Source organism: candidate division KSB1 bacterium (assembly GCA_022566355.1).
GTDB lineage: Bacteria > Zhuqueibacterota > JdFR-76 > JdFR-76 > DREG01 > JADFJB01.
The window spans coordinates 21,924-36,259 of sequence record JADFJB010000036.1 but is presented as its reverse complement, the minus strand read 5'-3'; the positions used below and the strand labels follow the sequence as shown (position 1 = coordinate 36,259).

13 protein-coding genes are annotated in these 14,336 nt (G+C 37.9%); 11 read left to right on the top strand and 2 right to left on the bottom strand.

The window, feature by feature from the left end:
* Positions 1-64: 64 nt before the first annotated feature.
* On the bottom strand, positions 65-589 hold the full coding sequence (locus tag IIC38_08400; protein ID MCH8125966.1) for a DinB family protein: 525 nt from the start codon (positions 587-589) through the stop codon (positions 65-67).
* A gap of 338 nt (positions 590-927) precedes the next feature.
* On the opposite strand from IIC38_08400, the gene IIC38_08395 reads away from it, so the two are divergent.
* The 7 genes from IIC38_08395 (at position 928) to IIC38_08365 (ending at position 7,203) form a co-directional block, all read left to right on the top strand.
* Positions 928-2,244 carry a PQQ-like beta-propeller repeat protein gene (locus tag IIC38_08395; protein MCH8125965.1) on the top strand — a complete coding sequence of 439 codons (1,317 nt, stop codon included), beginning with the start codon at positions 928-930 and terminating at the stop codon, positions 2,242-2,244.
* A 214-nt stretch (positions 2,245-2,458) separates the two neighbouring features.
* On the top strand, positions 2,459-4,069 hold the full coding sequence (gene aroB, locus IIC38_08390) for a 3-dehydroquinate synthase (protein ID MCH8125964.1): 1,611 nt from the start codon (positions 2,459-2,461) through the stop codon (positions 4,067-4,069).
* 39 nt (positions 4,070-4,108) lie between these two features.
* A complete protein-coding gene (locus IIC38_08385; GenBank protein ID MCH8125963.1) occupies positions 4,109-4,399 on the top strand; it encodes a nucleotidyltransferase domain-containing protein in 291 nt (96 codons plus the stop codon).
* Positions 4,400-4,620: 221 nt separating this feature from the next.
* On the top strand, positions 4,621-4,728 hold the full coding sequence (locus tag IIC38_08380; protein ID MCH8125962.1) for a DUF86 domain-containing protein: 108 nt from the start codon (positions 4,621-4,623) through the stop codon (positions 4,726-4,728).
* A 28-nt stretch (positions 4,729-4,756) separates the two neighbouring features.
* Positions 4,757-5,221 carry a type II 3-dehydroquinate dehydratase gene (gene aroQ / locus IIC38_08375; protein ID MCH8125961.1) on the top strand — a complete coding sequence of 155 codons (465 nt, stop codon included), beginning with the start codon at positions 4,757-4,759 and terminating at the stop codon, positions 5,219-5,221.
* Positions 5,222-5,302: 81 nt separating this feature from the next.
* Positions 5,303-6,118, top strand: coding sequence for an NAD(+) diphosphatase (gene nudC / locus IIC38_08370; protein ID MCH8125960.1), 816 nt, complete (start codon positions 5,303-5,305; stop codon positions 6,116-6,118).
* Between the two features lie 287 nt (positions 6,119-6,405).
* The gene (locus IIC38_08365; GenBank protein ID MCH8125959.1) at positions 6,406-7,203 is read left to right on the top strand and encodes an SPOR domain-containing protein; all 798 of its coding nucleotides are present in this window, start codon (positions 6,406-6,408) and stop codon (positions 7,201-7,203) included.
* Positions 7,204-7,367: 164 nt separating this feature from the next.
* On the opposite strand, the gene IIC38_08360 is transcribed toward IIC38_08365, so the two are convergent.
* Positions 7,368-7,601, bottom strand: coding sequence for a hypothetical protein (locus tag IIC38_08360; GenBank protein ID MCH8125958.1), 234 nt, complete (start codon positions 7,599-7,601; stop codon positions 7,368-7,370).
* A gap of 303 nt (positions 7,602-7,904) precedes the next feature.
* Here IIC38_08360 and IIC38_08355 point away from each other — a divergent pair, with 303 nt between their 5' ends.
* The 4 genes from IIC38_08355 to IIC38_08340 all read left to right on the top strand — a co-directional run bounded on the left by IIC38_08355 (position 7,905) and on the right by IIC38_08340 (position 14,302).
* The gene (locus IIC38_08355) at positions 7,905-9,164 is read left to right on the top strand and encodes a PD40 domain-containing protein (GenBank protein ID MCH8125957.1); all 1,260 of its coding nucleotides are present in this window, start codon (positions 7,905-7,907) and stop codon (positions 9,162-9,164) included.
* Positions 9,165-9,293: 129 nt separating this feature from the next.
* Positions 9,294-10,439, top strand: coding sequence for a glutamine-hydrolyzing carbamoyl-phosphate synthase small subunit (gene carA / locus IIC38_08350; GenBank protein ID MCH8125956.1), 1,146 nt, complete (start codon positions 9,294-9,296; stop codon positions 10,437-10,439).
* Positions 10,432-13,677 carry a carbamoyl-phosphate synthase large subunit gene (gene carB / locus IIC38_08345; protein MCH8125955.1) on the top strand — a complete coding sequence of 1,082 codons (3,246 nt, stop codon included), beginning with the start codon at positions 10,432-10,434 and terminating at the stop codon, positions 13,675-13,677. The genes carA and carB overlap by 8 nt, the downstream gene beginning before the upstream one ends.
* Before the next feature lie 364 nt (positions 13,678-14,041).
* On the top strand, positions 14,042-14,302 hold the full coding sequence (locus tag IIC38_08340; GenBank protein MCH8125954.1) for a hypothetical protein: 261 nt from the start codon (positions 14,042-14,044) through the stop codon (positions 14,300-14,302).
* The last annotated feature ends 34 nt before the right edge of the window (positions 14,303-14,336 follow it).

Sequence of the window (14,336 nt, the reverse complement as noted above, 5' to 3'; positions counted from 1 at the left end):
AGAGTAAGAAAAATACGACGCTGAAACTATCGGTTGCCGGGGACGCTCGCATAAAGAAGTATTATTACCCTCTTTGCAAAGTCTTCGCTAATTCAATAATTCTCGCTATATGGTTGTCATCATGCTCTGCCATAAAAAACGCCCAATCGATGATACGCATGGGTTTATTGATGCGAGGATGTAAAATAGAGATAGCCACTTGTTCTTCGCTAAGGTCTGCCAGTTTGGAAACCAGGGCTTGCCGGGCATCCTTGAACTTTTGCAGGAGATCCTTCATAGAACCAGAGTTATGATTCCCACCGTGGGTTTTTGCATTTGTCATATCCGCGGGAGTGAGGACATCTGCATTTGACAAAAAATCGGCCAATCTTTTTTCACCCAGTTCTTCCAGATCCAGCAAGTGGCCGACATTTTCCTGAATCGACCAACTGTCAGCCGCTCTGATTACCAGAATGCCCGGCGGTAAATTACGGGTGATTTCGCCTATCCGAACCGGGGTTCCCTGCAGGCGTGATAAAATACAGGGGAAGACTCCGACTGGATCGTGGAATTCAAATTTTCTTTCGACCCATTTTATTTTTTTTACCATGATTTTCACTCCATTTTAAAAACTCAATTTAATTTTCTGGCGAACTTTGCTTCTTTCCAGTTTTTTTATTTATCACTCCAGGTACTCCAGAATATTTGCAACTTTCAACATAATTTTTTCTATTATTCAAATCAATGACTTTTAAATTCGTTTGTGGGACTGCTAGCGGTTCAAACTAGAATTTTCTCTCAGCACATGAATCGGAATGGCTATTTATTTGTATACTTGGGAATATATTTCAGTTAAAAAATGGTTTGTATTCAATTACATCTTTATATTTATTTTTCTCAAAGTTTTAAACTGACTCTATGCAAATTCATATTATCAGGAGAATTCTCATGAAGAAGAGTATTTTACTTTTGCCCATCGTATTGATTTTTTCATCTATATCGTGGAAATCCAATCCAATTGACGATGATGAAAAATATTGGCCGCAATGGCGCGGACCGTTAGCTACAGGTGAATCCCCGCTTGGAAATCCTCCCTTGCAGTGGAGCGAAGAAAAAAATATCAAATGGAAAATCCCGATAGCGGGATTAGGAATATCCTCTCCAATTGTCTGGAAGGACCTCGTTTTTATCACGACGGCGATTAACACAAAAAACAGCGAAGGGCAAGCTTCCGGCGGCAGAAGGAGAGGAATTCGGCCGGACCAGGTTCTAAAATTCAGCATCCTTGCGATCAACCGAAGTGACGGAAAAATCGCATGGGAAAAAACCGCCATAGAAGAATTTCCCCATGAAGGGACCCATGCCACCGGTACCTGGGCGTCCAATTCTGCCATTACAGATGGAGAAAATCTCTACGTATATTTTGGCTCAAGGGGTTTGTATTGTTATGATATGCAGGGAAACCTGAAATGGAAAAAAGATCTGGGAGACATGAACAAAAGAAGAGCTTTCGGAGAAGGCAGTTCTCCCGCGCTCTATGGCAATAAGATCATTATTAATTGGGATCATGAAGGCAAATCCTTTATTACAGCGCTCGACAAAAATAATGGAGATGAAATTTGGAAGGTCAACCGCGATGAAATTACTTCGTGGACCACTCCTTTGGCTGTCGAACATAACGGCAAAGGACAAGTTATAACCAGCGCAACCGGCAAGGTGCGAAGTTATGATATTTCGAATGGAGAATTAATTTGGCAGAGCAGCGGAATGACGTTAAATGCCATTCCCTCGCCGGTTGCCGCCGACGGCATGGTTTATGTCACCAGTGGATTTCGCGGCAGCGCTCTCCAAGCAATCCGCCTGGATGATGCAAAAGGAAACATTAAAGGATCCGAGGCGATTGTCTGGCAGTACGATCAAGACACACCCTATGTGCCCTCACCTCTTCTGTATAAAAACACGATTTATATCCTTAAGGGAAATTCCGGTGTTCTCACAAGTCTCAATGCAAAAACCGGCGAAACTTATTACAGCCGGCAACGTTTGGACGGCATTCGAAATGTTTATGCCTCACCGGTGGCAGCAAAAGATCGAGTGTACATAACCAGTCGCGATGGTAAAACCCTTGTGATTAAACACGGCGCCACATTCGAGGTTCTGGCCAGTAATTCACTGGACGACGACGTCGATGCGTCTATGGCAATCGTCGATAATGAAATATACCTGCGCGGCCGGAAATATTTGTATTGTATTGCTGAAAAATAGATTGAGTCTGTAATCTACACTGAAGTATGCTAAATTTTATCAAATTGAATTATTTGATAATATATAAGGTCGGTGTCATTGGTAGGAGTCCAACATCTTAATTTGTTTCACTATAAAACTAATTGAGTGACGACAAAGCAATCTCCTCCTCTATCCGAATGAGATCGCTTCTCTGCCAGTCTGACAAATCAGGATGACACGAATACTTTAAACAATGAATATTCAGCGCCTACCCCAAGAATCCTTTTTTCACCCCAGAATTGTCCTGGCCGGCATGATGGGCTCCGGCAAATCAACCATCGGAAAATTGCTTGCCGGCTATCTAGGCTGGGAGTTGATTGATACCGATGCTATGATTGAAAAAAAAGCCGGGAAACCGATCACTGAGATTTTTGCGAATGAAGGGGAAGAACATTTTCGATCCCTGGAAAGCCAGTTGGCCGAAGATCTAAAAACCAGGCAAAATAGCGTATTTGCTACCGGTGGTGGGATGTTGATGCTAGAAAAAAATCGTGAGAATTTATGCGAAAATACACTTGTCGTTCATCTGCAGGCATCAGTCGAAACACTTTTGGACAGGCTAAATCAAACGGAAACACGGCCCCTGCTTGGCATAAATCCTGAAATCCATTTGAACAAAATCTACCAGGAAAGAAAATCGATATACGAAAGTTTGCAGCTACAAATAAACACGGATGATAAAAATCCCTACCAGGTGGCACTAGAAATTCTGGTTCATATTGTAAGCACCCATAACTGTTTGTATGACGGTGATTTTAAGGTTCACTCCGGCCTCAATCTGATTTCAAGTTTACCAGACCTACTTACTGAAAATCAGATTTCATCGCCGATTTTCATTCTGGCTGATACTGCTATTTGGCACCTAGTGGGAAGTTGGTGGCCGCAAAAGCTGAATGAGCTCACTAAAAACAAGTACAAATTTATCACAATTTCGCTACCGGGAAATGAGGAAACCAAATCCAGTGATGTGATTTTTTCACTCTGGGAACAGCTGATTGATCAAGGCGTCCAGCGCAGCAGTGCGGTGGTGGTTTTAGGCGGTGGTGTCCTGGGAGATGTCGGTGGTTTCATTGCATCGACAATCCTGCGAGGAATCCGTTTGATTCAAATTCCGACTACTTTGTTGGCACAAATCGATGCAGCCATAGGCGGCAAAACCGGGATCAATATTGTGACCAACAAAAATATGGTGGGAACATTCTATCCTGCAAACCACACTCTGCTTGACCCTCTCTTTCTTCTTACACTTTCTCAACAGGAATTTAGCTGTGGGCTTGCGGAAATGATTAAAGCAGCGGTAATTGCAGATGCTGAGTTTTTCGAGTTCTTAGAAAAAAACCTGGACCAAATTCAGCAAAGGCGATTGGATGTTTTGTTACAGGCCGTTGAATGGTCGGCAAAAATCAAACTGGCGATTGTTGCCGAAGATCTACTGGACAAAAGCGGCCGGCGAGCATTGTTGAATTTAGGGCATACCTTGGGCCATGCATTAGAATCAGTCAGTGAGTTTGATTTGCGCCATGGCGAGGCAGTCGCTGTGGGAATGGTACTTGCCACCAAGCTGGCAATAAGGAGAGGGTTTTGTGAACCTGGCGTACTCGAGAGATTGACAACTTTGTTAAAATCTGCCCGGTTGCCGGTGGTCATGCCGAATTACCCGGTCGATAAAATTCTGGCAAGAGTTAAGCTGGATAAAAAACGGTCCCAGGATGTTTTGCAATTTGTGATTCCGACGGAAATCGGCAAGACACGGCTTTTGCCCATTCATTCAGATGCAGAGCTTCTGCTTGCGTTTGCGGACTAGAAATCTTACTATTAAGGGTCATTAAAAAGAGCGTTATTTATGGATGAACTCAATCAGATTAGAATTAAGAAAGAAGAAATTCTAAATATCGCGTCAAAACACGGAGCGATTAATATCCGAATTTTTGGATCAATCGTTAGAGGCGAATCTAGACCAGGTAGTGATATTGATTTTTTGATTGACACAGAATCAAAAACCAGCCCTTGGTTTCCTGCTGGCCTTATCTTGGATTTGGAAGAACTCCTCGGCAAACATGTTGAAATAGTAACTGAAAGAGCTCTAAATCCTTTTTGTAAAGATAATGTCTTGCATGAAGCAATACTCTTATGAAATCTGATTTTCTTTATATTAATCATATTCATTAAAGCATAAGCCGAATAGAAGAAAACACTACCGGTGGAAAGAAAGTGTTTTTGAAGTCCCATACAATTCAGGATGCAGTTATTCGAAACCTTAAAACTATGTCAGAGGCAACTCAAAAACTTTCAGATTTTTTGAAAGACACGTTCCTGAAATAAATTGGCAGTGAACTTTCCGCTTTCCGAAATGTTTTGGTTCATAATTACTTGGGTTTAGACTTAGAACAAATTTGGGAAATCGTTCAAAATGATATTCCTGGATTAAAAACCGTCATTTTACAATGGCTTGAAAATGATTAGATAGCTTCAATAACAATTGGACAACACATTGCCAGAAAACACCCTACATATACTTGTTCTTCATGGCCCAAACCTAAATCTCCTCGGCGAAAGAGAGCCTGAAGTTTACGGGCATACAACACTCGAAGAAATCAACCAGGAACTCATTCGTTTGGGCAAGGAGCACAGTACTGAAGTTCGCTGTTTCCAATCCAATTATGAAGGTCAAATGGTTGATTGCCTGCATGAATTCGGTAAATCCAGCGATGGTATCCTCATCAACGCAGGCGCATTAACCCACTACGGATATTCTCTTCATGATGCGATTGTTGCCATTGCCAAACCCACTATAGAAGTGCATCTTTCTAACATTCACAGCCGCGAACATTGGCGGCGCAAATCTGTTCTTGCTCCTGCATGCCGGGGTATCATTGCCGGCTTTGGAGCCGACAGTTATTATGCTGCCCTAAAACTTATCATGAAAATGCTTCACAAAACTGATGCTGCTGCTTAAATTCTTTCATTGAGTAGAATAGGGCTTTTTCAAATTAAGAATCCGTAAAGTTAACGCAAATCAATTCGATAATCTTTATCTATGCCTTTTAATCCAGCAATCACACCGCCAATCGTTAATACAAACCCTTCCCTGTGGTTTCTTTTTAATAACAACAAATTATTGGTAAATTTCAAAAACGATATCATTGCCATTCCGTGTGCTCGGCATCTATCGAAATTAAATCTAAATGTTGTCAGGCATCAGTACCTTGGAACCCTGGATGAAACGCATTGCTACTCGGGTGAATTGGCGGATAATCAGGTTTTCCTTAGTGGACTGGTACTGAGGGCATTAAGAGGATTATTCGAACTTTTAAGTGAAGAGCTGTATGCTGTTGCGGGGCTTGCTGCTCAAATTGTGACCTGGGATCAAAACCACCAGTATTGTGGTCGATGTGGCGCGCCGATGGAAACCAAGTCCGATGAACGAGTCAAAGTTTGTCCGAAGTGTAAATTAGTGGATTATCCTGCTGTTTCACCTTGTATTATCGTTGCTGTGATCAAAGGAAAAGAAGTCCTCCTCGCCCGTTCTCCCCATTGGAAACCCGGCTGGTATAGTGTTATCGCAGGATTTGTGGAACCGGGCGAAACCCTTGAAGAATGTGTGAAAAGAGAGGTTCGGGAAGAAGTGAATATTGAAGTAGAGAAGATCAGGTATTTTGGCAATCAACCCTGGCCTTATCCCCACACTCTAATGATTGCCTTCATTGCCGATTATGCAAGCGGTGAAATTTCCATCGATCAAAATGAGATAGAAGATGCCGGTTGGTATGCGAAAGAGAAATTGCCGAATCTACCCTCCAGGGCTGGGATTGCGAGAAAATTGGTTGATTGGTATTTGGAAAATAGGTCTTAGACAGGATATACAGGATAATCTTTAACATATAAACAACAACAAATTGAACTAAATAAAATAATAACAAATAGTTAACCTGGATAATTCATGAATTATAGTTTTAAGCTTAAAATTTCCTAATTGTCATTCAGGATGAATCTATTTCCATAAAAAGGAAATAGTAAAATCGTAAGTATAAATTAGTTGTAAAATAGATCCCTACTGGATGACAGTGATAAGGTTTATGAATAGATCAAGTTTAATTAATTTAATTGGGAAGATTATTATTTGAGAGAAGTATTTTGAGATTGAAATTATTAACATTAATTAGTGTATTTCTTTTATTATCCTCCTTTAATATGAAATTGTTCGCACAATCCGAGTTGCGGTTATATGAAGAAAAAGAAATTGAGGAATTGGAAAACAGGCTGAATCAAAAGAATTTGGATACCTCTTCCGACGTTGGTATGAGATTCATCGAAGCTCTTTTTGATAAAGAAGGAGGAAATGCGGTTGACCGTTTCAAAAAAATAGTCCAACAAAATCCTAATTCTAAGGAAATTCCAGCTATAATTGAGCGAATAGCGCTATTTAAATTTGCAACAGGGTTATATAACTCAGCCCGAGAAACTTTTTTGTTTTTGGATAGAAAGTATTCAAAGACTGACTATGGGGAACGTGGTTTGTATTACGTTTCAAGATGCTGGCTGGCAATAGGGTCTGCAGATTCAGCTAAATCTACTATAATGAAATTCCAGAAAAAGTACCCGCATTCAAAGCTAAATAAAACTATCCAATTAACATTAAATGATGATAAGTCTAATTCAACTGAGGACAAAAAAAGTAATCGCAAAGCTATTTATTCAGTACAAACCGATGCTTTCTCTACCCTCAACAATGCTCGTATCCAAAAACAATTTTTAGTAAATAAAGGTTATGACGCTGATATTTATATAAAATTCGTTAGCAATAAAAAATACTATGTCGTTTGTGTGGGGAAATTTGATTCAAATGAAGAAGCGCAAAAATTGGGAAGGTTGATTGACAGAAAGTATCGAACAAAATATCAATTAGTAAATTTGACTCAACTTGAGTCAGTTAAATAGAATTAAAATCGAACTTTGAATTTACTAAAAAGATGGTGATTTTATGGAGGAACTTTTTATTTGGCTTTTACTTAAGTGAGCTATAAGCCGTTTTCTCAATTTCCTAAAACTTGTTCGAAAGTAGAATAATCGAAATTTTAGAATTAAATTATCCATAATTACCTCTATTCTCTTTGACTCATACGTTTGCTTACTTTATAAGAGCGATAATTGACTTTATCCGGGGCTATGGCATTAGTTGTCTTTGCGCTGAATTCTAGCTCTTCTTTACCTTCATCTATTTCTTGTGTATCAATCTCAATTCTATTCTTGTCTTGATTATCTTGTGAATTTTTGATTTCATCTTTTTTCAATTCTGGTTCCAAAATATATTTATCTGAATGGTTTTGCTTTTTCATAAATCTCTCAAAATATTATGTGCAAATAATGTGCCACAATTAACCGGGCTAATCCTTGCTCCAAACAATAATCGATTTTCTATTTAATAGTATTATAAGTGACTTATTTTTGTCCACTTAGTCGTTTTTTTATCATGATATCACAATAAACTGCATTTATAGCATGTAAAAATATCTCGAACTATTATTTTATCGGAAGTTTAGCCGATAATCTTAGAGGCTTAGAATTTTTGAGTGCAAATTCATTATTAGTAAGATCAATTAAAGCCGAATAATCTTTAGATATCACCGGTTGGAGGATTTATGAAAAAGTTGCTTTGCTTTTTGTCAATATTAATACTATTTGGATGTACCGGATCCAAAGAAATCGCCACAGTAAATAATGGAATAGATGACAAAAACTTTATAAAATTGGATAAGGAGATATCCAATAATCCTGATAATTATGAAGCATATTTTGAATTAGCACAGTCATATTATTTAAGGGGGAATGAAGAGATGGCTCTCTCTTATGCAGATTCTGCCCTCGGTATAAACCCTAATTATCAAGAAGCCAGGTATTTCAAGGGAGAATTAAATTTTAATAGAAATAACATAACAGCAGCATATGAAGAATTTCTGATTTTGTTATCTGCAGAAAACACTGAAAAATGGTTAGATAAGGTTGCTGAAGCCACAGGATTAAGATACTTGCTTAAACAATTAACTTATGGAAATTTTGATAATGCTAATCCCATGTATGACAAATCCGGGAAAAGAATTGTTTTGCAATCTAACAAAAATCAAAACTGGGATATACACATTGTTGATCTCAATTCCGGAGAAGCTGTTGAATTGATTACAAATTCTCTGAATGATGAATCCCCGGTCTTTGCTGAAAACAACACTATATTATTTACAAGACAGCAAAATGAATCAGGAAGTAAAAGAGATATTTATTCTTATAACTTGAATGATAAAACGGAAAATCCAATTATTGTACATCCGGCGGATGACTGGAATCCAGCTCCTACTCAAAGTGGCAATACTATATTATTCGTATCCGATAGAGAAATACAAGGAAATTATCGAAGCAAGATATTCAGTCATAACATAAAATTAAATCAAACTCAATCACTTATGCTTCAAGATTATGATTATAGCTTTCCATGTGTTCAGTCAAACAAAGATCGATTTCTATTTACAGCCAATAGCGATGTGAATTATTCATTATTCGATGCCAATATTGATGGGGGTAGTGTATCTCGGCTTACATCACATAACATGGACTTCGGAGCGCCAAAATATTCGCCAGATGGAAATAAGGTTGTATTTTTTAGTCGAGTAACAAATAACTATGATATCTATGAACTTGACTTACGAACGGAGAATTTAAAAAGATTAACAAACGATAGTGCAAAAGATCTGTCTCCAAGTTATTCACCTGATGGAAAGAGAGTTGCCTTCTACTCTGATAGAAACGGCCGCTATCAAATTTTTGAGATCGATTTAACCCAAAGTATATCTATCGAAGAATTAAAAGACCAGATGCGCTCAATCATTGCCGTTTCAAATCAAGGCTAAATCTTAATTTTATAGATTCAACAAGCAAAATCTCTTGAAATTAATTGTTCCTTGCATGTTGATAAATATTTACTTGAAGAAAATATTGAGAACACCTATTATTAGTAAAAAAAATATTTTCTATTTAGAATGAATTCAATACTACAATTTGAAAACGGACGGATTTTTGAGGGGATTTCCTGTGGAAACCATGGTGAAGTTATTGGCGAAGTGGTATTTAATACAGGAATGGCCGGATACCAGGAAATATTAACAGATCCTTCTTATTGTGGTCAAATTGTTACTATGACCTATCCTCATATTGGTAATTATGGTATAAATCTTCAAGATTATGAGTCAAGAAACCCGTTTTTAGAGGGTTTAATAGTATACGAATCCTCAAAGTTATTTTCAAGTTGGCGCGGACAAATAGGTTTAAGTGATTTCTTACGACGTTATCAAATCGTAGCAATCGAAGATGTAGATACCAGGGCCATTACCAGAATGCTCAGAGACGAAGGATCCATGAAGGGCATTATTTCAACTTATGATTTTGATTCGAAATCACTTGCCCAAAAAATTGAAATGGCACCGGATATGATTGGCAGAAACTTGGTAAGTACTGTAAGTACCCGTTCTCGATATGAATGGGAACCTGAAGTTAACAATTATGAAATTCAACAATTCCTAAGAAAACGGAATTCAAAAAGATATCGTGTTGCAGTTTTGGATTTTGGGGTAAAATGGAATATTCTTCGAGTTTTATATACGATCGGGTTTGATATATCAGTCTTCCCGTCGAATACAACATTTGATGAGCTTTCAGCCTTTGATCCGGATGCGATTTTTTTATCCAATGGGCCAGGTGATCCTGAACCGATTACGAATGCAATTGAGACAATTTCTTGCCTAATAGGGAAATATCCTATCATGGGTATATGTCTTGGACATCAACTACTTGGCATAGCATTGAAAGGCAAGTCCTTTAAGATGAAATTTGGTCATCATGGTGTAAATCATCCGGTAAAAAACTTAGAGACTGGAAAAGTGGAAATCACTTCCCAAAACCATGGATTCGCAATAGATTCTCAATCTTTCAATGAATTGGAAATCAAAGTAACTCATCTGAATCTTAATGACGGTACCCTCGAAGGATTCCGGCATTTAAAATATCCGCTCTTTGCTGTTCAATATCATCCTGAATCAGGTCCGGGACCTCATGATTCACGATATTTATTCGGACAATTTTACGACATGGTTAAACAGCACAAAGAACACACTCCTATTTATGCCTAAACGAACTGATATTAATAAGATACTCATTGTGGGATCCGGACCAATAGTAATTGGGCAAGCCTGTGAATTTGACTATTCAGGCACTCAAGCATGTAAAGCCTTACGAGATGAAGGATATGAAGTAGTTTTAGTAAACAGTAATCCTGCCACTATTATGACTGATCCGGAGTTGGCTCATAGGACCTACATAGAACCAATTACTCCGGATTTTGTCAAAAAAATAATTCTTAAAGAAAAACCAGATGCACTACTACCTACTATGGGAGGCCAAACAGGTTTAAATATTGCTGTGGATTTGGCAGAGTGTGGTTTTTTAGATGAAATGGGTGTGGAGTTAATTGGTGCAAAATTGGATGCAATTCAAAAAGCTGAAGACAGAGAGCTGTTTAAAAAAGTCATAGAACAAATTGGTTATGAAACTCCTTTGGGTGGATTTGCCCGATCAATTCATGAAGCTCATGAATTACTCGAGATCATTCAATTTCCAATGATTATCCGCCCTTCTTTTACTCTTGGAGGTACCGGAGGAAGTGTTGTTTACAATAAAAAAGAGTTTGAAAACCAAGTTTCATGGGGTCTTCATAATAGTCCGATATCAGAAGTTTTGATCGAAGAATCAGTTATTGGATGGAAAGAATTTGAATTAGAAGTGATGCGTGATTGCAAGGATAACGTAGTCATTATTTGTTCTATAGAAAACTTAGATCCAATGGGAATTCATACTGGAGATAGTATAACTGTAGCACCAGCTCAAACATTAACAGATAAGGAATATCAATTACTACGTAATGCATCAATTGATATTATTCGTGCCATTGGTGTGGAAACCGGAGGGTCCAACATCCAGTTCGCTGTTCACCCGGATACAGGTAAAATGGTAGTCATTGAAATGAATCCACGGGTTTCGAGAAGCTCGGCTTTAGCTTCTAAAGCAACCGGTTTTCCTATTGCCAAAATTGCAGCCAAATTGTCAGTTGGGCTTAGCCTTGATGAGATTCCAAATGACATTACAAAAAAAACGCCTGCTTGCTTTGAACCCACACTGGATTATGTGGTAGTTAAAATACCACGCTGGGATTTTGAAAAATTTCCAGGAGTAGATACGACCCTTGGTACCCAAATGAAGTCAGTTGGTGAAGTGATGTCTATTGGTCGAAGTTTTAAAGAAGCATTAGGCAAAGCTATTAGCTCTTTAGATACCGATTTATTACTCTGGGATTCTAATGGTTCAATGGATGAACTGGAAGATGCCAATGAAAAGAATACAGAACTTAGAGAGATTTTGGTAAATAATCTCAAGTACCCGACTGATCGTAGATTATATTATTTAGCTTTGGCTTTAAGATTAGGATATTCATATGATGAATTATACTCAATCACAGGAATAGATCGTTGGTTTCTGAATCAAATTAATGAAATTATAGATATTGAAAAAGAGATAACAAACTACCGTGGAAAACTTGATCAAGTGTCACCACAACAATTACGTTCTGTAAAGAAGAACGGGATATCCGATGCTCAGCTGGCAGGTTTACTTGATGTGGATGAAGCAACTGTATACAATTTACGGAAAGATTTAGGGGTTACGGCATCATTCAAAACAGTAGATACTTGTGCTGCTGAATTTGTGGCTGAAACTCCTTATTACTATTCTACTTATGATCAGGAAAACGAAGCAATTCCGAGTAAGCGAAAAAAAATAATTATTTTGGGGAGTGGTCCGAATCGTATTGGACAGGGAATCGAGTTTGATTATTGCTCCGTTCACGCTGTTCAAGCTTTGAAAGAAGAGGGGTATGAAGCCATAATGGTTAATTGTAATCCAGAAACTGTAAGTACTGACTACGATACTTCTGATCGCCTTTATTTTGAGCCCATAACATTTGAGCATGTAATGAACATTGTAGAGCTTGAACAACCGGATGGAGTGATTGTTCAATTTGGGGGGCAGATGCCTTTGAAGTTGGCTATACCGCTCGAAAAGGCAGGAGTGAAGATATTGGGAACTTCACCAAACAATATAGACCTCGCCGAAGATAGAAAGCGATTTGGCTGTTTGCTTAATAAACTCGAAATCCGCCAACCTGAAAATGGAACAGCGAATACAACAAAGGAAGCTTTGAAAATTGCGAATGAGATTGGCTATCCATTACTAATACGTCCATCCTACGTATTAGGTGGCAGAGGAATGGAAATCGTTTATGATCGAAAATCTCTTGAAACTTATATGGTAAATGCCCTCAAAATATCAAAAGAACATCCGATTCTTATCGATCGGTTTCTTGAAGATGCTTTTGAGGTAGATGTGGAGGCATTATGTGATGGAAACCAGGTAATAATCGGTGGGGTTATGCAACATATCGAAGAAGCCGGAATACATTCAGGTGATAGCTCGTGTGTTATGCCACCGTATTGGATAACCGATGATCAAATTGCTGAAATTAAGAAGCAAACCCGTAAAATAGCTCTCGCCTTAAATGTGATTGGCTTGGTGAATTTACAGTTTGCAATAAAGGATGGTCTCATTTATGTCCTCGAAGTTAATCCCCGAGCATCTCGAACAGTTCCATTTGTGAGTAAATCAATAAATTTTCCAATGGCAAAAATCGCAGCAAAACTAATAATCGGTAAAACTCTTGATGATCTACAAATCAAAGAAGACCCAATTGCCAAATATCATTCTGTAAAATGTGTCGTTTTTCCCTTTAATAAGTTTTCGGGAACACCTTCTTTTTTAGGGCCAGAGATGAAATCGACCGGAGAAGTAATGGGACTTGGGGAGAGCTTTGGAGAAGCTTTTGCTAAAGCTCAAATGGCAACACAGGCAGGTTTGCCACTATTTGGCAATGTGTTTATAAGCGTAAATGATAATGACAAAGAGAAGATAATACCCATTTCAAAAGACTTACAAAAACTAGGATTTGGAATTTATGCTACATCCGGAACTCTAAAGGCCTTAGAACGAGCTGGTATCAATGGAATATTTGTTTTTAAGGTAGGGGAGGGTAGACCCAATATCGTGGATCGAATCATTAATGGCGAAGTCCAGATGATTATTAATACACCGCTAGGTAAAAAGTCCAGGTATGATGAATACGCGTTAAGTCGTGCAGGGATCGATTATAATATTTCTTCTTTCACAACTTTATCTGCTGCGAACGCAGTCGTAGAAGGGATTACCGCTTTAAAACAATCTGATTTTAATGTTAAAAGTTTACAAGAATATTTTGCTGTTTAGAATAACAAAAAATACACATCGAACGAACCTGATCTATCATATTTAAGTAAGCTCGTAGCCTCCAATACTGCCGGTTTCAACCTTCTGCTCCTTTAAGAAAATTATTCAAATGGTAGTTTTTTACCCAATGGTAAAAAAGTTGCCGGTTTTATTGAATAATAGGCAAATTATGCCGATAAACTAATTATATTAATTGTCAAAATAGTCACCATCATAAAAACTTGGAAACTTATTGAAATTCAATAAGCTTAATGTAGACAAATAATTAATAAATAGAAAAATTATTCTCTTTTTGTTTTTCTGGTATAGGCTTTGCATATACTATTATGGGAATACTCAAATCGAGATATGGGATCCATAGTAAATGAAATCAGATCAATTTATTGACTTATCCGCTCAAACAGTAGCGATTAAAAAAATAGTTCCGAATAGAAAAAGTAAAAACTTGATTAAAGCGAATTTTATTTCTCTAACTAGCCCCAGTAATGTGATAAAAGAAAATTCTCATTCCGAGAATTCAACAGTTGAGATTCAACGAGAAGGTGATTTTATTAAAATTATTAAAGTGAATTGCCCATGCGGTAAATCAACTCAGATTGTGCTTGATTATGAAGAGAATAAATAAGAGTCCGTCAGCAAATAGACTAATGCGGAATTTT

Excerpts from the sequence above, each read along its gene's own strand:
- IIC38_08385 (MCH8125963.1), top strand. The coding sequence starts at position 4,109 with ATGGATGAACTCAATCAGATTAGAATTAAGAAAGAAGAAATTCTAAAT.
- carA (MCH8125956.1), top strand. The coding sequence starts at position 9,294 with ATGAATTCAATACTACAATTTGAAAACGGACGGATTTTTGAGGGGATT.
- aroB (MCH8125964.1), top strand. The coding sequence starts at position 2,459 with ATGAATATTCAGCGCCTACCCCAAGAATCCTTTTTTCACCCCAGAATT.
- IIC38_08360 (MCH8125958.1), bottom strand. The coding sequence starts at position 7,601 with ATGAAAAAGCAAAACCATTCAGATAAATATATTTTGGAACCAGAATTG.
- carB (MCH8125955.1), top strand. The coding sequence starts at position 10,432 with ATGCCTAAACGAACTGATATTAATAAGATACTCATTGTGGGATCCGGA.
- IIC38_08355 (MCH8125957.1), top strand. The coding sequence starts at position 7,905 with ATGAAAAAGTTGCTTTGCTTTTTGTCAATATTAATACTATTTGGATGT.
- IIC38_08340 (MCH8125954.1), top strand. The coding sequence starts at position 14,042 with ATGAAATCAGATCAATTTATTGACTTATCCGCTCAAACAGTAGCGATT.
- IIC38_08400 (MCH8125966.1), bottom strand. The coding sequence starts at position 589 with ATGGTAAAAAAAATAAAATGGGTCGAAAGAAAATTTGAATTCCACGAT.
- IIC38_08395 (MCH8125965.1), top strand. The coding sequence starts at position 928 with ATGAAGAAGAGTATTTTACTTTTGCCCATCGTATTGATTTTTTCATCT.
- nudC (MCH8125960.1), top strand. The coding sequence starts at position 5,303 with ATGCCTTTTAATCCAGCAATCACACCGCCAATCGTTAATACAAACCCT.